14 protein-coding genes, 1 pseudogene and 1 riboswitch are annotated in these 17,762 nt (G+C 74.0%); of the genes and pseudogenes, 6 read left to right on the forward strand and 9 right to left on the reverse strand.

The window, feature by feature from the left end:
* Positions 1-14 precede the first annotated feature (14 nt).
* From IEZ17_RS12235 to tsaD, 3 genes are all read right to left on the reverse strand, one after another.
* On the reverse strand, positions 15-611 hold the full coding sequence (locus IEZ17_RS12235) for a hypothetical protein (protein WP_189299411.1): 597 nt from the start codon (positions 609-611) through the stop codon (positions 15-17).
* Between the two features lie 94 nt (positions 612-705).
* On the reverse strand, positions 706-1,725 hold the full coding sequence (locus tag IEZ17_RS12240) for a cation diffusion facilitator family transporter (protein WP_189299413.1): 1,020 nt from the start codon (positions 1,723-1,725) through the stop codon (positions 706-708).
* Between the two features lie 268 nt (positions 1,726-1,993).
* Positions 1,994-3,067, reverse strand: coding sequence for a tRNA (adenosine(37)-N6)-threonylcarbamoyltransferase complex transferase subunit TsaD (gene tsaD, locus IEZ17_RS12245; RefSeq protein ID WP_189299415.1), 1,074 nt, complete (start codon positions 3,065-3,067; stop codon positions 1,994-1,996).
* Positions 3,068-3,270: 203 nt separating this feature from the next.
* On the opposite strand from tsaD, the gene cbiE reads away from it, so the two are divergent.
* The 3 genes from cbiE to IEZ17_RS12260 all read left to right on the forward strand — a co-directional run bounded on the left by cbiE (position 3,271) and on the right by IEZ17_RS12260 (position 5,797).
* Positions 3,271-4,563, forward strand: coding sequence for a precorrin-6y C5,15-methyltransferase (decarboxylating) subunit CbiE (gene cbiE / locus IEZ17_RS12250; protein WP_189299417.1), 1,293 nt, complete (start codon positions 3,271-3,273; stop codon positions 4,561-4,563).
* The gene (gene cobM / locus IEZ17_RS12255; protein WP_189299419.1) at positions 4,560-5,351 is read left to right on the forward strand and encodes a precorrin-4 C(11)-methyltransferase; all 792 of its coding nucleotides are present in this window, start codon (positions 4,560-4,562) and stop codon (positions 5,349-5,351) included. The genes cbiE and cobM overlap by 4 nt, the downstream gene beginning before the upstream one ends.
* A 125-nt stretch (positions 5,352-5,476) precedes the next feature.
* Positions 5,477-5,797: a hypothetical protein gene (locus tag IEZ17_RS12260; protein WP_229852181.1), complete on the forward strand. Its 321-nt coding sequence runs from the start codon at positions 5,477-5,479 to the stop codon at positions 5,795-5,797.
* Between the two features lie 88 nt (positions 5,798-5,885).
* On the opposite strand, the gene IEZ17_RS12265 is transcribed toward IEZ17_RS12260, so the two are convergent.
* A complete protein-coding gene (locus IEZ17_RS12265; RefSeq protein ID WP_189299420.1) occupies positions 5,886-7,046 on the reverse strand; it encodes a cobalt-precorrin-5B (C(1))-methyltransferase in 1,161 nt (386 codons plus the stop codon).
* 23 nt (positions 7,047-7,069) lie between these two features.
* Between IEZ17_RS12265 and IEZ17_RS12270 the strand changes: the two genes are divergently transcribed.
* Complete coding sequence (locus tag IEZ17_RS12270) at positions 7,070-7,852, forward strand: cobalt-precorrin-6A reductase (protein ID WP_189299657.1); 783 nt, start codon at positions 7,070-7,072, stop codon at positions 7,850-7,852.
* A 38-nt stretch (positions 7,853-7,890) separates the two neighbouring features.
* On the opposite strand, the gene IEZ17_RS12275 is transcribed toward IEZ17_RS12270, so the two are convergent.
* The 3 genes from IEZ17_RS12275 to cobG are packed head-to-tail and all read right to left on the reverse strand — an operon-like array spanning position 7,891 to position 11,650.
* Positions 7,891-9,420 (reverse strand): precorrin-2 C(20)-methyltransferase, encoded by a 1,530-nt coding sequence (locus IEZ17_RS12275; protein WP_229852210.1) that lies wholly within the window; start codon positions 9,418-9,420, stop codon positions 7,891-7,893.
* Positions 9,421-9,449: 29 nt separating this feature from the next.
* On the reverse strand, positions 9,450-10,082 hold the full coding sequence (locus tag IEZ17_RS12280; protein ID WP_189299422.1) for a precorrin-8X methylmutase: 633 nt from the start codon (positions 10,080-10,082) through the stop codon (positions 9,450-9,452).
* Complete coding sequence (gene cobG / locus IEZ17_RS12285; RefSeq protein ID WP_189299423.1) at positions 10,079-11,650, reverse strand: precorrin-3B synthase; 1,572 nt, start codon at positions 11,648-11,650, stop codon at positions 10,079-10,081. Before cobG ends, IEZ17_RS12280 begins: the two co-directional genes overlap by 4 nt.
* Before the next feature lie 90 nt (positions 11,651-11,740).
* A riboswitch (cobalamin riboswitch) is annotated at positions 11,741-11,888 on the forward strand.
* A 31-nt stretch (positions 11,889-11,919) separates the two neighbouring features.
* Between cobG and cobN the strand changes: the two genes are divergently transcribed.
* Positions 11,920-15,522: a cobaltochelatase subunit CobN gene (gene cobN / locus IEZ17_RS12290; RefSeq protein ID WP_189299424.1), complete on the forward strand. Its 3,603-nt coding sequence runs from the start codon at positions 11,920-11,922 to the stop codon at positions 15,520-15,522.
* A gap of 209 nt (positions 15,523-15,731) precedes the next feature.
* Here the strand turns inward: cobN and IEZ17_RS12295 are convergent.
* Both IEZ17_RS12295 and IEZ17_RS12300 read right to left on the reverse strand, forming a co-directional pair.
* A pseudogene (locus tag IEZ17_RS12295) lies at positions 15,732-16,339 on the reverse strand (MFS transporter); the annotation flags it as partial.
* Positions 16,340-16,483: 144 nt separating this feature from the next.
* On the reverse strand, positions 16,484-17,221 hold the full coding sequence (locus IEZ17_RS12300; protein WP_189299425.1) for a DUF4097 family beta strand repeat-containing protein: 738 nt from the start codon (positions 17,219-17,221) through the stop codon (positions 16,484-16,486).
* A gap of 251 nt (positions 17,222-17,472) precedes the next feature.
* Here IEZ17_RS12300 and IEZ17_RS12305 point away from each other — a divergent pair, with 251 nt between their 5' ends.
* Complete coding sequence (locus IEZ17_RS12305) at positions 17,473-17,757, forward strand: DUF1876 domain-containing protein (RefSeq protein WP_189299426.1); 285 nt, start codon at positions 17,473-17,475, stop codon at positions 17,755-17,757.
* The last annotated feature ends 5 nt before the right edge of the window (positions 17,758-17,762 follow it).

A 17,762-nucleotide genomic window follows, 5' to 3' on the forward strand; every position in this document is an offset into this window, starting at 1 on the left:
GGCGGTCGCCGTTGTCAGCCGGCTCGCCGGGCCCGGCCGCGCCGGATCGTCCGGACCGCCCCGGGGACGAACACCGCGCAGACCAGGGCCGCCACGCCCCACCACACCCACCCGTCCCGGCGCTCCGGCTCGGACCGGGACTCCGGCAGGTCGTCCAGATTGCCGGAGCAGGCGGTGGGCGCAGCGGACGGGCCGGCGTAGACGCAGACCGTGGAAGCGGCCCGCAGGGTGCCGGGAGCGGCGGTGACGCCGGGGGCACGCGGGGCACCGAGCACCGCGCCGGCGGTGAACACCTGGATGTCGTGCGCAGGCAGATCGGCGTGCCAGACGGCCTTCTGCTCGCCCATCCCGTGGCCGTCGACGGTGCCGCCGTCCGCGGTGGCCGAGATGGTGGTGGCCGGCATCTCCTGCTCGATGCGGGCCCTGTGGACGTCGTTGGCGCCCAGGTTGTGGACGGTGACGCGGTAGTCGAGCCGCCTGCCCGACTCGGCCCGGTCGACCCCGTCGGTCACCGATACCGAAACCGAGACGGCGGGCGGGGCGGGTGCGGCGGCCGTTGGTGCGGGGAGCGTGGCGGCGTACAGCAGCGCGCAGGCGGCGGCAGTTCTCATGCCGTCATCCGAGCACCGGGGCCGCTCCGGTCGGTGGCTTGCGGGGCGTTCGCGGGCCGGGTTCACCCGAGTGAGGGCGGCCCGCGGGCGGCGCTCAGTGCTGGTGCGGCCCCGGCCGGTGCACGGGCCCGTGGGAGTCGTCGCAGTGACCGGAGGCCGGCTCGGGCCCGGGGCCGGGGCCGGGACCCAGCGTCAGCAGCTCTTCGTCGTCCTGTTCGCCGACGTGGTCGACCTGGAGGGTGGCGTGGGTGATGCCGTACTCCCCGCTCAGCAGTTCCTGGAGGCTGCGGCGGACCTTGTGGCAGTCGCCGGCCGGCGCGACCAGGATGTGCGCGGAGAGCGCCGGCTGCCCGGAGGTGATCTGCCAGATGTGCAGGTCGTGGACCTCGACGACCTGGTCGGCGGCGACGAGGTGATCGCCCAAGGAGTCCGGGTCGATCCCGGCCGGGGCGGCCTCCATGAAGATCCGGCCGGACTCCCGCACCAGGCCCGTACCGGCCTTGAGCATCAGCGCCACGACGACGAGCGAGGCGATCGCGTCGGCCCGCTCGAAGCCCGTGGTCAGCACGATCAGACCGGAGATGGCGGTGGCGATGAAGCCGAACAGGTCGGTGAGGATGTGCTGGTAGGCGCCCTCGACGTTGAGGCTGGAGCGGTTGGCCTTCGACAGGAACCAGGTGCAGATCAGGTTCACCACCACACCGGACAGCGCGGTGACCACCACCAGCCCGCCGGTGACCGCGGGTGGCGAGATCAGCCGCTGTACCGCCTCGTACGCGAGCCAGAGGGACAGCAGTAGCAAGGTGATGCCGTTGGCCTGCGCGGAGAGGATCTCGGCGCGCTTGAGCCCGTACGTGTACCCGCCCCGGGCGGGCTTCGCGGCCAGCCGCATCGCGACCAGCGCCAGCACGATCGAGACCGCGTCGGTGAGCATGTGGGCGGCGTCCGAGATCAGCGCCAGCGACTGCGCCAGGAAGCCGATGGAGACCTCGACCGCCATATAGGCGGTGAGCAGGATGAGCGCGGCCTTCAGCCAGCGCCGGTCGGCGTCCGGGGAGACGGCGTGCGAGTGGCTGTGCGCGTGGCTGTGGCCGCTGTGGGCGTGCTCGGTCATGGGCGCGCTCCTTCCTGGGTCCTCGCTGCGAAGCAAACCGCACTTCTACAAAAGATCCAAAGGCTGCACCGGTGACCGTTGTCATTACCGTCGAACGGCGTATCGTCCCTGGTCAGAGCGGTGCAGCGAACCGAGTGCGCGGACCGGCACCAGCGGCGCCGGACAGCGCTGCCGCACGCCCGGCCGCCGTTTCACGTGAAACACGCCGTCCCGGAAACGACGCCATTCCGGAAGCGGTGCGCCCGCGCTGCCGCGTACCGGGCACCCCTCACGCGGCGAGTGCCCGCCCCGCCGTCACCGGGTGCAGCGCGGCGTACTCCAGCGGCGCCGACGGGTCGATCGAGACATCGAGCGGAGCGGGCTCGGCACCCGCCCGGACGAGCAGATCGCCGACCGCGGCGATTATCGCGCCGTTGTCCGTGCACAGCCGCAGCGGCGGTACCCGCAGCGTGATGCCCGCCGCGGTGCAGCGCTTCTCCGCCAGCGCGCGGACCCGGGAGTTGGCGGCCACCCCGCCGACCACCACCAGCGTCCCCACACCGTGCTCGCTGCAGGCGGCCACCGCCTTGCGGGTCAGCACATCGGCGACCGCCTCCTGGAGCGCCGCCGCACCGTCGGCGACCGGCAGCGGGCGCCCCCCGGCGTGATGGCTCTCCGCCCAGCGTGCCGCCGCGGTCTTCAGCCCCGAGAAGGAGAAGGTGAACCGCTTCTCGGGTGGGCCCGCGGTGAGCGGACGGGGAAAAGGGACAGCGCGCGGATCCCCCTCGCGCGCTGTCCGGTCAATGGCCGGGCCGCCGGGATACGGCAGCCCGAAGACCCGGGCGACCTTGTCGAAGCACTCCCCGGCGGCGTCGTCCAGAGTGTCGCCGAGGTGCACGATGCGGTCGCGGGCCAGGTCGCGTACGAGGAGCAGCGAGGTGTGCCCACCGGAGACGATCAGCACCATGCAGGGGTCGGGCAGCGGACCGTGCTCCAGGGTGTCGGCGGCGACATGCCCCGCCAGGTGGTGCACCCCGTAGAGCGGTACCCCCAGCGCGTACGCCAGTCCCTTGGCGCCGGCCAGCCCCACCTGGAGCGCACCGGACAGCCCCGGTCCGGTCGTCACCGCCACCGCCCCGATATCGGCGGCCCGCAGCCCGGCGTCGGCCAGCGCGCCCCGCACCACCGGGGTCAGCGCGTGCACATGCGCCCGCGCGGCGATCTCCGGCACCACGCCGCCGAACCGGGCGTGCTCGTCCATGCTCGACGCGAGCGCGTGCCCGAGCAGCCGCCCGTCGCGCACCAGGCCGGCGCCCGTCTCGTCGCAGGACGACTCGATGCCCAGCACCACTGGCGAGCCCATGGACCGCACTCCCCTCGTGTCGTGTCCCGTTCGGTGTCCCCGGACAGTCATAGTCATACCAAGTAATTGCAACCTATGTGCAATAGGGGCGTTCGGTCACCTCGCGGACCCGCTGTGGCCTCCCCGCGGGAGGGCGCGGCCCGGCCGGTCAGTAGAGTTCGGCACCCGTCCCCGTCCCTTCGCGCCCCTTGAGGTACCCGGCAGTGAGCGCCCCACCACCCCTCTCCGTCGTAGGCATCGGGGCCGACGGCTGGGACGGCCTGTCCGCCACCGCCCGGCGGGAGCTGTCCGCGGCCGAGGTGCTGATCGGCGGGGCGCGGCAACTCGGGTTGCTGCCCGCGGAGTGCGCGGGGGAGCGGGTGCCGTGGCCCTCGCCGCTGCGGCCCGCCGTACCGGGGCTGCTCGCCGCGTACGAAGGCCGCCGGGTGTGCGTACTGGCCAGCGGGGACCCGATGTTCCACGGGATCGGCCGGACGCTGACCGAGGTGCTGGCGGAGGGGGCGGCGGCGCCCCGGCCGCTGCGGGTGCTGCCGCATCCGTCGTCCGTGTCCTACGCCTGCGCCCGGCTGGGGTGGGCGGTGGAGGACACCGAGGTCGTCACGCTCGTCGGGCGGCCCGCGGGGAACCTGGCGCGGGCGCTCCACGACGGGCGGCGGGTGCTGGTGCTGTCGGCCGGGGCCGGGACGCCCGGCGAGGTCGCGGCGCTGCTGCGGGCGCGGGGCTTCGGGCCGACCCGGATGCGTGTCCTGGAGCAACTCGGCGGCGCGCGCGAGCGGTTGGCCGAGGGCACCGCCGACGGCTGGGACGCGCCGGCGGGCGATCCGCTGAACGTCATCGCGCTGGACTGCGTCCGCGCGCCGGGCGCACTGCGGCTGCCGGCCGTTCCCGGGCTCCCGGACGACGCCTACGAGCACGACGGTCAGCTGACCAAGCGTCATGTCCGGGCCGCCACCCTGGCCGCGCTGGCGCCCGCGCCCGGCGAACTCCTCTGGGACATCGGCGGCGGCTCCGGCTCCATCGCCATCGAATGGCTGCGCACGCACCGCAGTTGCCGTGCGGTCAGCGTCGAGCGCGACGCCGTACGGGCCGCGCGGATCGCCCGCAATGCCGACGCGCTCGGCGTACCGGCGCTGCGTGTGGTGCACGGCCCCGCGCCCGCCGCGCTGGACGGGCTGCCGACGCCGGACGCGGTGTTCATCGGCGGCGGCCTGACCGCCCCCGGCCTGCTGGACGCCTGCTGGGCGGCGCTGCCGCCGGGCGGCCGGATCGTCGCGAACACCGTGACGCTGGAGTCCGAGGCTCTGCTCGCCGACCGGTACCGGCGGTTCGGCGGCGAACTGGTGCGGCTGGCGGTCGCGCACGCGGTGCCGGTCGGCGGCTTCACGGGCTGGCGGCAGGCGATGCCGGTCACCCAGTGGTCGGCGGTGAAACCCGCAGAGCCCGGTGCCCGGGAAACCTCCGTGCACCCCGTCCCCCAGGAGACCGAGGAACCATGACCGTCCACTTCATCGGCGCGGGTCCCGGCGCCGCCGACCTGATCACCCTGCGCGGTGCCCGTACCCTCGCCGCCTGCGGGGTGTGCCTGTACGCGGGCAGCCTGGTGCCGCGCGAGCTGCTCGCCGAATGCCCGCCCGGGGCGCGGCTGATCGACACCGCGCAGCTCGACCTCGACAGGATCACGGCGGAGATGGTGCGGGCCCACGAGGAGGGCCAGGACGTCGCCCGGCTGCACTCCGGCGATCCGTCCGTCTTCAGCGCGGTGGCCGAGCAGATGCGCCGCCTGGACGCGGCCGGGGTGCCGTACGAGGTCGTGCCCGGTGTGCCCGCGTTCGCCGCCGCGGCGGCGGCCCTCAAGCGCGAACTGACGGTGCCCACCGTCGGGCAGACCGTCATCCTCACCCGCGTCGCACAGCGTGCCACTCCGATGCCCGAGGGCGAGGACCTGGCCACGCTGGGGCGCAGCGGTGCGCTGCTGGTGCTCCACCTTGCGGCCATGTACGTCGACCGGATCGTGGACGAACTCCTGCCGCACTACGGCGCCGACTGCCCGGCCGCTGTCGTGGCGATGGCCTCCCGCCCCGAGGAACTCGTCCTGCGCGGCACGCTGGGCGATATCGCCGGTCAGGTGAAGGAGGCGGGGGTGGTCCGGACGGCAGTGATCATGGTCGGCCGCACGCTGGGTGCCGAGCAGTTCCGCGACAGCCACCTCTACTCGGCGGAGCGGGAGCGCCCGCACGCACCGTGCGGAGAACCGGCGGCCTCTGAGGGTGCGTCAGCGCCGTGATGGGCCGATCGAGCCTGTCCGGCTGATTATATGACCGCATCGGGGTGAATGTCCGTTTCTGTGTCGAGGGCTGCCGGTAAGGAAGCTGCGACACCGGGGGGACCGATGCAAAGGAGCACGCCACGATGCGTACCAAAATGGCCGCGGGCGCGGCCGTCGCCGCGACCCTGCTGACCCTGTGCGGCAGCACCGTCGCCAGCGCCGACGGCAAGGAAGACCACGCCAAGATGAAGCGCCATCACTTCGAGATGAAGGAAAGCCCGATCAGAATGGCCGCCTGCGCCCTTGGGTCGGCGGTGGGCGCACTGACGGGTGGGGATGCCGCCTGCTGGCGGGACCACGGTTACGGACCTGCCTTCCACCCTCACGAGAGAACCGGTCTCCAGCGCATGGACAAGGGCCGCGAGGGCGATTTCGGGCGCCGGAACGAGATGCCGCAGATGTGACGACGGGCCGCGCGGCGGGGCGCCGGTCTCTTCCGGCGTCCAACCGCCGCGGCGCGGTTTCACGTGAAACCGTCAGGCAGCGGCCCGTTCAGCCTCCCGGCCCGCGCGGCTCCGCCCGTCCCACGACCATCCCCGCCCGGTCGATGCAGATGACATCGACCGCTACCGGCGCTCCGCGCAGCACGGCCAGTGACGCGTCACGTGCCGTGGCCGCCACCAGGTCGCCGAGCGGAACGCCGGCCGCCGCGCACAACTGGAGTGCGGCGAGGCCGGTGTTGGCCCCGGCCACCGCGTCCGCCAGCGCCTCGTCCGCGCCGCCCCGCCGAGCCAGCTCGGCCAGGAAGCCCTTGTCCACCTGGGACCGCGCCGAGTGCAGGTCCAGATGCCCGGCCGCCAGTTTGGACAGCTTGGCGAAGCCGCCGCAGATCGTCAGCCGGTCGACGGGATGGCGGCGGATGTACTTGAGCACCGCCCCCGCGAAATCCCCCATGTCCAGGAGTGCGTCCTCCGGCAGATGGTGCAGCGCGACGGCGACCTTCTCCGAAGTCGATCCCGTGCACCCGGCCACATGCCGCCGTCCCGCGGCGCGCGCCACATCCACCCCGCGCCGGATCGAGTCGATCCATGCCGAACAGGAGTACGGCACGACGATCCCGGTCGTCCCCAGGATCGACAGCCCGCCCAGGATCCCCAACCGCGGATTCCAGGTGCTGCGGGCGATCTCCTCGCCGTGATCGACGGAGACCTCCACCTCGACGTCCGCCGCTCCCCCGCCGCCGTACCGTTCGGCGACCGCCGCCAGATGCTCCCGGATCATCTGCCGCGGCACGGGGTTGATGGCGGGCTCGCCGACATCCAGCGGCAGCCCCGGCCGGGTCACCGTCCCCACCCCGGGACCGGCCCTGAACACCACGCCCGAACCGGCCGGCAGCGCGCGCACCGTGGCGCGCACCAACGCCCCGTGCGTCACGTCCGGATCGTCCCCCGCGTCCTTCACCACCCCGGCCATGGCGCGGGCCGGCTCCGGCCCCGGGGCCGTCAGCTCCTCGACGGCGAGCGCGAAGGACGGCGTCTGGCCCTTCGGCAGCGTGATCGTCACCGGGTCCGGGAACTCCCCGCTCAGCAGCGCCGTGTACGCGGCGGCGCTCGCCGCCGTGGCGCACGCCCCGGTCGTCCACCCGTGCCGCAGCCCGGTGTGCGCGAGCTGTGCGCTCCGCCCTCCCGTACCCTTCGGTTGCGCGTCAGCCACGGAGGAACCCACCACCCATGCCGATGAACGACCCCGCCCGCCACGTACTGGTCCTCGGCGGCACCACGGAGGCCCGCCGCCTGGCCGCCGTCCTCGAACCGGAGCCGGGGGTACGGGTGACGAGTTCCCTCGCCGGACGGGTGGCGGCGCCGCGGCTGCCCGCCGGGGAGGTGCGCATCGGCGGGTTCGGCGGCCCCGAGGGCCTCGCCCGCTGGCTGCGCGAGCACGCGGTGGACGCGCTCATCGACGCCACCCATCCTTTCGCCGGCACGATCAGTTTCCACGCGGCCCAGGCCGCCGCCACCGCCCATGTTCCCCTGCTGGCACTCCGCCGTCCCGGCTGGGTCCCCGGACCCGGCGACATCTGGCACCAGGTCCCCTCATTGGCCGACGCCGCCCGGGCCCTCCCCGGCCTGGGCGCCCGGGTCTTCCTCACCACCGGCCGGATGGGGCTGTCCCACTTCGCCCACCTCACGGACCTCTGGTTCCTGGTCCGCTCCGTCGACGCGCCCGAGCCGCCGCACCCGCCCCGTATGACGGCCGTTCTGGACCGCGGCCCCTTCACCCTGGACGGGGAGCGGGACCTGCTGCGCCGCCACCGGATCGACGTCCTGGTGACCAAGGACAGCGGCGCGGCGGCGACGGCCCCCAAGCTGGCCGCGGCGCGTGAGGCCGGGGTGCCGGTGGTGGTCGTCCAGCGGCCACCCGCCCCCGAAGGGGTGCCGGTGGCCGCGGGACCGGAGGAGGCCGCGGACTGGCTGCGGACGACCCTCGGACTGCCGCGGGGCACCCGCCAACTCGGCTGAGAACGGCCCGCCTTGGGGCCCTGCCCACCCGACGGGCCCTACGCCTCCGGGTACCTCCTGGGCGTCCAGACCGTCTGCGTCCCGTCGTCGCGCCGCACCGCCTGCGTCTGCGACGAGCCGACGAGGAGGATGGTGCGCATGTCGACCTGGTCGGGGTCCAGGTCGGCGAGCGGGACGGTCCGCAGGGATTCCTCCGGACCGCCGATGTCGCGGGCGAGGATGACCGGGGTGTCGGGCGCGCGGTGTTCCAGGAGGAGTTCGCGGGCCTTGGCCACCTGCCACTTACGGGAGCGGGAGCCGGGGTTGTACAGGGCGAGGGCCAGATCGGCGGAGGCCGCCGCATGGAGGCGGGTGGCGATGACGTCCCAGGGCTTGAGGCGGTCGGAGAGGGAGATGACCGCGTAGTCGTGGCCCAGCGGGGCGCCGGCGCGGGCGGCGGCGGCGTTGGCGGCGGTGACCCCGGGCAGCACGCGCACCGGCACGGACCGGTAGGGGTCCTGGGAGGCGACTTCGAGGACCGCGGTGGCCATGGCGAAGATGCCGGGGTCGCCGCCGGACACCACGGCCACCCGCCGGCCGCGGCGGGCCAGGTCGAGGGCGAGTTCGGCGCGCTCGGACTCGACCTTGTTGTCGGAGCCGTGGCGGCGCTGCCCAGGGCGTATCGGGACCCGGTCCAGGTACGTGGTGTAGCCGACCAGGTCCTCGGCGGCGGCCAGCGCGCCGCGCGACTCGGGGGTGAGCCAGAGGGGGCCGGCGGGACCGGTGCCCACCACGACGACCTCGCCGCGCTCCGCGGGCGGCGGCGGTTCGGTGGCCGCGATCCGGCTGGGCACCACCGCGACCGAGAAGTACGGGACGGTGTCCGCGTCGATGGCGGAGAGCCGGTCGGTGCGCTCACCGGGCATGGTGGCGCGTTCGACGTAGCGGGCCTCCGCGATCCGGCCGGAGCGTTCCATGGCGCGGCGCACGGTCGGGAAGGTGCGGCCGAGTTTCATGACGACGGCGGAGTCGGTGGCGGCCAGCCGCGCCGTCAGCTCTTCCTCCGGCAGCGTGCCGGGGAGGATGGTCAGCACCTCGTCGGCCTCGGCGAGCGGGGTACCGAGGCGGGCCGCGGCGGCGCTGATGGAGGTGACGCCGGGGATGACCTCGGTCGGATAGCGGTCGGCCAGCCGCTTGTGCATGTGCTGGTACGAGCCGTAGAAGAGCGGGTCGCCCTCGGAGAGGACGGCGACGGTGCGGCCGGCGTCGAGATGGGCGGCGAGCCGGGCCGCCGCGGACTCGTAGAACTCGTCCAGCGCGCCCCGGTAGCCGCCGGGGTGGTCGGTCGACTCGGTGGTGACCGGGTAGACCAGCGCCTCCTCGATGTGGTCGGGGCGGAGGTGCTGCGCGGCGATGGAGCGCGCGATCGAGCGTCCGTGCCGGGCGCTGTGGTACGCGACCACATCCGCCCGGGCGATGACCTCCACCGCCCGTACGGTCATCAGGGACGGGTCGCCGGGGCCGAGGCCGACGCCGTAGAGGCGGCCGGTGGACCGCTCGGGGTGCTGCGCCGTCTGCTGCTCCGGCACGCCGTTGTGGGCCTGCTGCTCGCTCACGCTCACTCTTCCTCGCTTGCCAGGGCGTTGATCGCGGCTGCGGTCATGGCGCTGCCGCCGCGCCGCCCGCGCACCACGATGTGATCCAGCTTCGACGGGTGGCCGATCAGCGCGTCCTTGGACTCGGCCGCGCCGATGAAGCCGACGGGGATGCCGATGACGGCGGCGGGGCGGGGTGCCCCTTCCTCGATCATTTCGAGGAACCGGAAGAGTGCGGTGGGGGCGTTGCCGAAGGCGACCACGGCGCCCTCCATCCGGTCCCGCCACAGTTCGAGGGCGGCGGCGCTGCGCGTCGTCCCCATCCGCGCGGCCAGCGCCGGCACGGACGGGTCGGCGAGCGTGCAGAGCACTTCGTTGTCGGCGGGCAGCCGCTTACGGGTGACGCCGCTGGCGACCATGTTGGCGTCGCAGAGGATCGGAGCACCGGCGCGCAGTGCGGTGCGGGCGCTCGCCACGACCCCGGGGCTGAAGGCCAGATCGCGTACGAGGTCGACCATGCCGCAGGCGTGGATCATCCGGACCGCGACCTGGCCGGCGTCGGCGGGCAGCCCGGAGAGATCCGTCTCGGCGCGGATGGTGGCGAAGGACTGGCGGTAGATCTCCGCCCCGTCCTTTTCGTACTCGAACGCGGTCACTGGGGCCTCGGGGTGGTGGTGGGTTGAGGGGTGCCGGGGGTGGCATGGGACGGACCCGGTGCCGGCGGCGTTTCACGTGAAACCGGCTCCGGTGCGGCGGATTCCCATGAAACGGAGGGCAGTTGGGCCGTTTCACGTGAAACCGGCGCCGGTCGTGGCGTTTCCCGTGCAACGGGGGACGGTGCCGGGTCCTCGGGCCGGACGACGGTGGTGCGGTAGCCGTCGGGTGTCGCGACGACATCGACCCAGGTTCCGTGGGGGTGTCCGCAGCGGCGTGCGCAGCCGGACCAGTGGACGGGGAGGCCGGCGCCGCCCGTGGGGGCGGAGGTATCCGCGGCGAGGGCGGCTGCCACATCGGCGCGGACATCCGTCAGGGACTTGGCGCAGCCGGGGCGGCCGATGCAGGCGCTGAGGCGGTGCCAGGGGGAGGCCGGGTCGGTGATCAGTCCGGCGGCGGCGAGTTCACGGAGGCGCGACGGCGCGGTCGCGGCCGGCAGGCCGGGGAGGACGATCCCGCGCCACGGGGTGAGGCGCAGTTCGCCCGCGCCGTCGGAGGCGGCGATGCCGGTCAGCGCACGCCATTGGGTGACGGTCAGCCGGCCCAGCGGTGCGAGGACGGCGAGGGCCCGGCGTCCGTCGGCGCCGTCGACGAGGCCGGGAGCGCCGGAGTCGGCGTACGGCGGGGCGGGGGCCTCGGCAGCGTATTCCGGGTATCCCGCGTACCCGGCGTATTCCGTGTATTCCGCGGCTTCCTTGTACTCCGCCGCGATGCCCGCCGCCCGCAGCGCTCGTGCCACCTCGCGGGCGGTGAGCGCGCGGTCGGCGGGGAGTTCGCGGACCCGCCAGGCACCGCTGCCGCTCGCCGCGGCGGCGGTCAGAAAGGTCTCGGCGGCGGTGAGCGCGGCCCGCGGAACGTCCTCGCCGGCGATCCGCAGCACCGCCGGGTCGTCACCGACCCGCAACAGCGCCCCGCGCCCGGACGCGGCACCCGCGGTGCTCTCCCCGGCCGATTCCGCGATGCCCGGTGCAGCGTTGCCCGGTTCTGCGATCAAGGTCACATCGCCGCCGAGACCCGCCACGTCCCCCCGCCCGTCGTCGAGGACGAAGAGGAAACGGCCCGAAAGCCCCGTCGCGGCCGTGCTCGCGCACAGCAGCGCGTCCAGGCCGCGGGCCCACAACCGCACGTCAGGCGGGGTGTACCGGTCCAGTCCGGCCAGCGGCGAGGCCACGATGTTGCGGATCCGCTCATGACGGACGGAAGGGAGCAGACCGGCGTCGGCGAGCAGGTCCGCGAGCTGCCGGCCGCAGCCGTCGGGCAGCCCGCGGAGTTCGGCGTTGCCGCGGGAGGTGAGCGAGAGGTGACCGTCGCCGAGGCGCTCGGCGGCGTCCGCCAGCGCGGTGGCCTGGCGCACCGTCAAGTCCCCTGCGGGCAGCCGCACTCGGGCCAGCCGGCCGTCCGCGGCGGAATGCAGCCGCAGCGCTCCCGGGCAGGCGTCACCGCGATCCCGTACGGGCGGTTCGGTCCCGTGGGGCAGCGGTGCGGGGGAGGGCGGCATGGCGGCGAGCATACCTACGCCGGGTCGCTCCGAAACCGGGGGCGCGGGGCCCCGGCGAGCGCTCCCGGAGGCGCGCTCCCGCAGCCGGGACGCAGCCCTTACTATGCAGGTCGGTGGGTCGGCTGACCCGCCGGACGCCAGCGACGGCGCCAAGGGAGGAAGCCCGGTGAGAATCCGGCGCGGTCCCGCCACTGTGAACCCGGCCACCGCCGGGTGAGCCAGGAACTCCCGCCGTCCATACGACCACCCGGGGCGCGGACACCCCGAGGAAGGGCTGCGCCGTGATTCTGCTGCTGTCGACCTCCGACACCGACCTGCTCAGCGCCCGCGCCGCCGCGGGACCCGTGCCGTACCGGCTCGCCAACCCGGCCCGTCTCGACGTCGCCGACCTGCCCGGCCTCCTCGACGGCACCGACCTCGTCGTCGTGCGCCTCCTCGGCGGCATCCGCGCCTGGCAGGACGGGCTCGACGTGCTGCTGGCCGCGGACCAGCACCGCCCGGTCGTCGTCCTCACCGGCGAACAGGCCCCCGACGCCCAGCTCATGGAGGCGTCCACGGTCCCGGTCGGCATCGCGGCCGAGGCGCACGCCTACCTGGCGCACGGCGGCCCGGCCAACCTGGAGCAGCTGGCCCGCTTCCTCAGCGACACCGTCCTGCTCACCGGCCACGGCTTCGAGCCGCCCGCGCCCGCGCCGTCCTGGGGCCCGCTGGAGCGCGCGGCGCGCGACGTCAGCGGCCCGACGGTCGCCGTGCTCTACTACCGCGCCCACCACATGAGCGGTAACACCGGCTTCGTACGGGATCTGTGCGAGCAGATCGAGCAGGCCGGCGGCCGTCCGCTCCCGCTCTTCGTCGCCTCGCTGCGGGCCCCCGAGCCGGAGCTGATCGACGAGCTGCGCGCGGCCGACGCGATCGTCACCACCGTGCTGGCCGCGGGCGGCACCAAGCCCGCGGAGGCGTCGGCGGGCGGCGACGACGAGTCCTGGGACGCGGGCGCGCTGGCCTCCCTGGACGTGCCGATCCTCCAGGCCCTGTGCCTGACCGGGTCGCGCGCCGCCTGGGAGGAGAACGACGAGGGCGTCTCCCCGCTCGACGCCGCCTCGCAGATCGCGGTGCCCGAGTTCGACGGGCGGCTGATCACCGTGCCGTTCTCCTTCAAGGAGATCGACGAGGACGGCCTCCCGGTGTACGTCGCCGACCCCGAACGCGCCGCCCGGGTCGCCGGAATCGCCGTCCGGCACGCCCGGCTGCGGCACATCCCGGCCGCCGAGAAGCGGCTGGCGCTGGTGCTCTCCGCGTACCCGACCAAGCACTCCCGGATCGGCAACGCGGTCGGTCTGGACACCCCGGCGAGCGCCGTCGAACTGCTGCGCCGGCTCCAGGCGGAGGGCTACGACTTCGGCACCGAGCCGGTGCCCGGGCTCGCATCCGGCGACGGCGACGAGCTGATCTACGCCCTCATCGAGGCCGGCGGCCACGACCAGGAGTGGCTGACCGAGGAGCAGCTGGCCCGCAACCCGGTCCGGATCCCGGCCGCCGACTACCGGCGCTGGTACGCCACGCTGCCGCAGGAACTCCGCGAGTCCGTCGAGGAGCACTGGGGCCCGCCGCCGGGCGAGATGTTCCTCGACCGCAGCCGCAACCCGGAGGGCGACATCGTGCTCGCCGCGCTGCGCCGCGGCAATCTGCTGATCCTCATCCAGCCGCCGCGCGGCTTCGGCGAGAACCCGATCGCGATCTACCACGACCCCGATCTGCCGCCCTCGCACCACTACTTGGCGGCCTACCGCTGGATCGCCGCCCCCGCCGAGGACGGCGGCTTCGGCGCCGATGCGATGGTGCACCTCGGCAAGCACGGCAATCTGGAGTGGCTGCCCGGCAAGAACGCCGGGCTCTCCGCCGCCTGCGGCCCGGACGCGGCCCTCGGCGACCTGCCGCTCGTCTACCCGTTCCTGGTCAACGACCCGGGCGAGGGCACCCAGGCCAAGCGCAGGGTGCACGCCACCCTCGTCGACCACCTCGTGCCGCCGATGGCCCGCGCGGACTCCTACGGCGACATCGCCCGCCTTGAGCAGTTGCTCGACGAGTACGCCGCGATCTCCTCGATGGACCCGGCCAAGCTGCCCGCGATCCGGGCCCAGATCTGGACGCTGATCCAGGCCGCCAAGCTCGACCACGACCTGGGCATGGACGAACGCCCGGACGACGACGGCTTCGACGACTTCCTGCTGCACGTCGACGGCTGGCTGTGCGAGGTCAAGGACGCCCAGATCCGCGACGGGCTGCACGTCCTGGGCGGCGCGCCGACCGGCGAGGCGCGGGTCAACCTCGTCCTCGCCATCCTGCGCGCCCGGCAGATCTGGGGCGGCACCTCGGCGCTGCCCGGACTGCGCGAGGCGCTGGGCCTGGACGAGTCGGCCGCGACCCGGACCGCCGCCGACGACGCCGAGGCCCTGGCCCGCGCGCTCGTCCAGGCCATGGAGGACGCGGCATGGGACCCGGCCGCGGTGGCGCGGGTCGCCGACGGGCACCCGGCCGCGGTCGCCGACATCCTCGACTTCGCCGCCCGGCAGGTCGTTCCGCGGCTGGCCGCCACCACCGACGAACTCGACCACACGGTGCACGCCCTCAACGGCGGCTTCGTGCCGGCTGGTCCGTCCGGCTCGCCGCTGCGCGGCCTGGTCAACGTCCTGCCGACGGGCCGCAACTTCTACTCCGTCGACCCCAAGGCCGTGCCGTCGCGCCTCGCCTGGGAGACCGGTCAGGCGCTCGCCGACTCGCTGCTGACCCGCTACCGCGACGACAACGGCGACTGGCCGGAATCGGTGGGCCTGTCGCTGTGGGGCACCAGCGCGATGCGCACCTCCGGGGACGATGTGGCGGAGGCGCTGGCGCTGCTCGGCGTCCGTCCCGTGTGGGACGACGCCTCGCGCCGGGTGACCGGCCTGGAGGCCATCCCGCTCGACGAGCTGGGCCGCCCCCGCATCGACGTCACCCTCCGCATCAGCGGCTTCTTCCGGGACGCGTTCCCGCACGTCATCGGCCTGCTCGACGATGCGGTACGGCTCGCCGCCGGCCTCGACGAGCCCGCCGACCGCAACTTCATCCGGGCCCACGCCCAGGCCGACCTGGCCGCCCACGGCGACGAACGCCGCGCCACCACCCGGATCTTCGGCTCCCGCCCCGGCACGTACGGCGCGGGCCTGCTCCAGCTCATCGACTCCCGCGACTGGCGCACCGACGCCGACCTGGCCGAGGTCTACACCGTGTGGGGCGGCTACGCGTACGGCCGCGGGCTCGAAGGCCGCCCGGCCCGCGACGAGATGGAGACCGCCTACAAGCGCATCGCGGTGGCCGCCAAGAACACCGACACCCGCGAGCACGACATCGCGGACTCCGACGACTACTTCCAGTACCACGGCGGCATGGTCGCCACCGTCAAGGCGCTCAAGGGCAAGGCCCCCGAGGCGTACATCGGCGACTCGACCCGCCCCGAGACGGTCCGCACCAGGACGCTCGTCGAGGAGACCTCCCGGGTCTTCCGCGCCCGGGTCGTCAACCCCCGCTGGATCGAGGCGATGCGCCGCCACGGCTACAAGGGCGCCTTCGAACTCGCCGCCACCGTGGACTACTTGTTCGGCTACGACGCCACGACCGGGGTCGTCGCCGACTGGATGTACGACAAGCTCGCCCAGACCTACGTCCTCGACCCGGAGAACCGCGCCTTCCTCCAGGAGGCCAACCCCTGGGCCCTGCACGGCATCGCCGAACGCCTGCTGGAGGCCGAGTCCCGCGGCATGTGGGAGAAGCCCGACGCGGAGACGCTGGCCGCCCTGCGGGACGCCTTCCTGGAGACGGAGGGCGAGCTGGAGGGGGAGGACTGAGGCGCGAAGTGGCGTGACGAGGGCGGTGTTTCACGTGAAACGCCGCCCTCGTGCCCTTCTGCTGACCGCGGCCCGGCCCCTCAACTCCGCGGCCACTCCCGCCGCTTGGCGAAGTGCGGCCACGCCGCCGGGACCACCAGGGCCGCGGTCGCCCCGCCCAGCACCATCACCGTCGACGGCGACGTACGGTCCACGATCATTCCGCCGGACAGTGCGCCGAGCGACAGCGCCCCCATGACGGCGCAGGTCGTCCGCCGGCCGGCGAGGTTGCCGAGGTAGGTCCCCGCGGGCACCCGAGCACCGAGCCCAGCGGAACCGCGGAGAAGATCACCGCGGTGGCCCGTCCCGCCGACTCCGCGGGCACCCGCCGCGCGGCCGGCCCGGCCCCGATCGACCAGAAGCCCCCGATGACGACGCCGGCCAGGACCCGGGACAGCAGCACCAGCCAGTAGGCCGGCGCGACCGCGGCGAGCAGGTTCGCCAGCGCCAGCAGCGCGATGAAGGCGCACAGCATCAGCCGCCGGTCGATCCGGGCGGTGGCCACCGTCACGGTCGGCGCGGCGCCGGCGGCCGGCAGCCCGGGGAGCGTCATCGTCAGTCCGGCCGTGCCGTCCGAGATGCGGAAGTCGGCCGCGATATCGGTGAGCAGGCCGATCGGCAGGATTTCGGTGGTGACGACGGAGAAGATCCCCAGCATCACCGCGATCACGGCGAGCCAGCCGTTCAGCGGCGAGCGGGCAGCTGCCGGCCCTGCTGAGACGGCTGCCGATACGGCTGCGGATTCGGAGTCGGTGGCGGTGCGGGCGGCGGTCGACATGGATTCCGTCCTGGTGAGCGGCCTGTTGCGGTGCTCACCGGTCCAGCACCCGGCCACCCCCGCAGTCCGGCAGCTTTACGACGTCGCACTGCGGGGCCGCGCACGGCGTTGCACACGACCTGACGGAGCGGCGGCGCAGCGGCCTCAGCCGGCGGCGCTCTCGGCGGTGATCTCCCCGTTCGTCGTGCTCAGGTCGAGGCGGTACCGCCCTGCCGGGTCCTGGGTGACGCCGATCTTCTTCGCGCCGTTGTCGGTGTCCGCGGACACCCGGTAGCGGGCGTTCGGCACCGTCACCGCGATCGCGCCGTTGGACGTCTTCGCCCGGATGTCCTGCGGCGTCGTCGTGGTCAGGTCGATCCGGCCGTTCGAGGTCTCGACGGCGGTGCGGGGGCCCGCCAGCCCCTTGCCGGTGACCTCGCCGTTCGTCGTCCGGACGTCCACGGCTCCGGACACCTGGTCCAGGTCGATGCGCCCGGAGCTGGTGGCCACCTTCACCGCGCCCACCCTGGACAGCTTCAGCGCGCCGTTGCTGGTCTCGCCGCTGACCGGGACCGTGCCGGGCAGATCGACGGTGTAGCTCACCGAGCACTCGTCGCCGCAGCCGCCGAGCACCAGGGTCCCGCCCTCGACGCGGTGGCTGGGCCCCTGCGGGCGGTCGCCGCGGTAGTCGACCGAGCGGTGGACGGAGACCGTGTCGCCGCCCTTGCCGCCGCGCACCGTCACCGCGCCGTTGCTGGTGTCCACCCGCACGGAGGTGATCTTCTGCGACACCGTGGCGTCGTCCGTGAAGGTCTCGCCGGCCACCAGGCTGCACGCGCCGAGGGCGAGGACCCCGATTCCGGCCAGTGCGGCGGCTCCCACGAAGCGGACGTGCCTGCGCATGAATTCCCCCTGATACGAGATGAGTTGGCCGCTCCTGCCGAGCGCCCCCGGGTGACGGTCCGGGGCCCGTCGCGCGGGCCTGCTCCCACCGGATCCCGGCCCGTCCCGCACGACATTACGGAGGAGGCTGCCCGCCCGGCCATGGGGCTATCCCCCCAATTGCCCTGCGGGCAGCCTCCAGATGCGGCCCGTGGGCGCCGGTGCGACGCTGTGTGTGGGGACTGTTCCCAGGGGGCGGAGGGAGGCTTCCGGTGACGGGTACGGGTACGCGTACGAAGACATGGAAAGCCGAGATCAGCATCGTCGAATCCGGCAGCGAGGTCAGGGCCGAGGCCCGGCTGCGCGGCGAGGACGGCGGGCAGATCGTCGGTGAGGGAACCGCCAGGTGCAATCCGGCGGACGAGAATGTCCCCGCCATCGGGGACGAGCTGTCGGTCGCGCGGGCGCTGTCGGACCTCAGCCACCAGCTGCTCAACCGCGCCGCGCACGACATCGAGGTGCACACCGCTCGCCCCGTCGAGCGGCTGCACGCCTGACGGAC

Source organism: Streptomyces albospinus (genome assembly GCF_014648695.1).
GTDB lineage: Bacteria > Actinomycetota > Actinomycetes > Streptomycetales > Streptomycetaceae > Streptomyces > Streptomyces albospinus.

Coding starts and splice junctions, on each gene's coding strand:
- tsaD (WP_189299415.1), bottom strand. CDS start 3,067: ATGGGCTCGCCAGTGGTGCTGGGCATCGAGTCGTCCTGCGACGAGACG.
- IEZ17_RS12240 (WP_189299413.1), bottom strand. CDS start 1,725: ATGACCGAGCACGCCCACAGCGGCCACAGCCACGCGCACAGCCACTCG.
- cobM (WP_189299419.1), top strand. CDS start 4,560: ATGACCGTCCACTTCATCGGCGCGGGTCCCGGCGCCGCCGACCTGATC.
- IEZ17_RS12260 (WP_229852181.1), top strand. CDS start 5,477: ATGCGTACCAAAATGGCCGCGGGCGCGGCCGTCGCCGCGACCCTGCTG.
- IEZ17_RS12300 (WP_189299425.1), bottom strand. CDS start 17,221: ATGCGCAGGCACGTCCGCTTCGTGGGAGCCGCCGCACTGGCCGGAATC.
- IEZ17_RS12270 (WP_189299657.1), top strand. CDS start 7,070: ATGAACGACCCCGCCCGCCACGTACTGGTCCTCGGCGGCACCACGGAG.
- cobG (WP_189299423.1), bottom strand. CDS start 11,650: ATGCTCGCCGCCATGCCGCCCTCCCCCGCACCGCTGCCCCACGGGACC.
- IEZ17_RS12235 (WP_189299411.1), bottom strand. CDS start 611: ATGAGAACTGCCGCCGCCTGCGCGCTGCTGTACGCCGCCACGCTCCCC.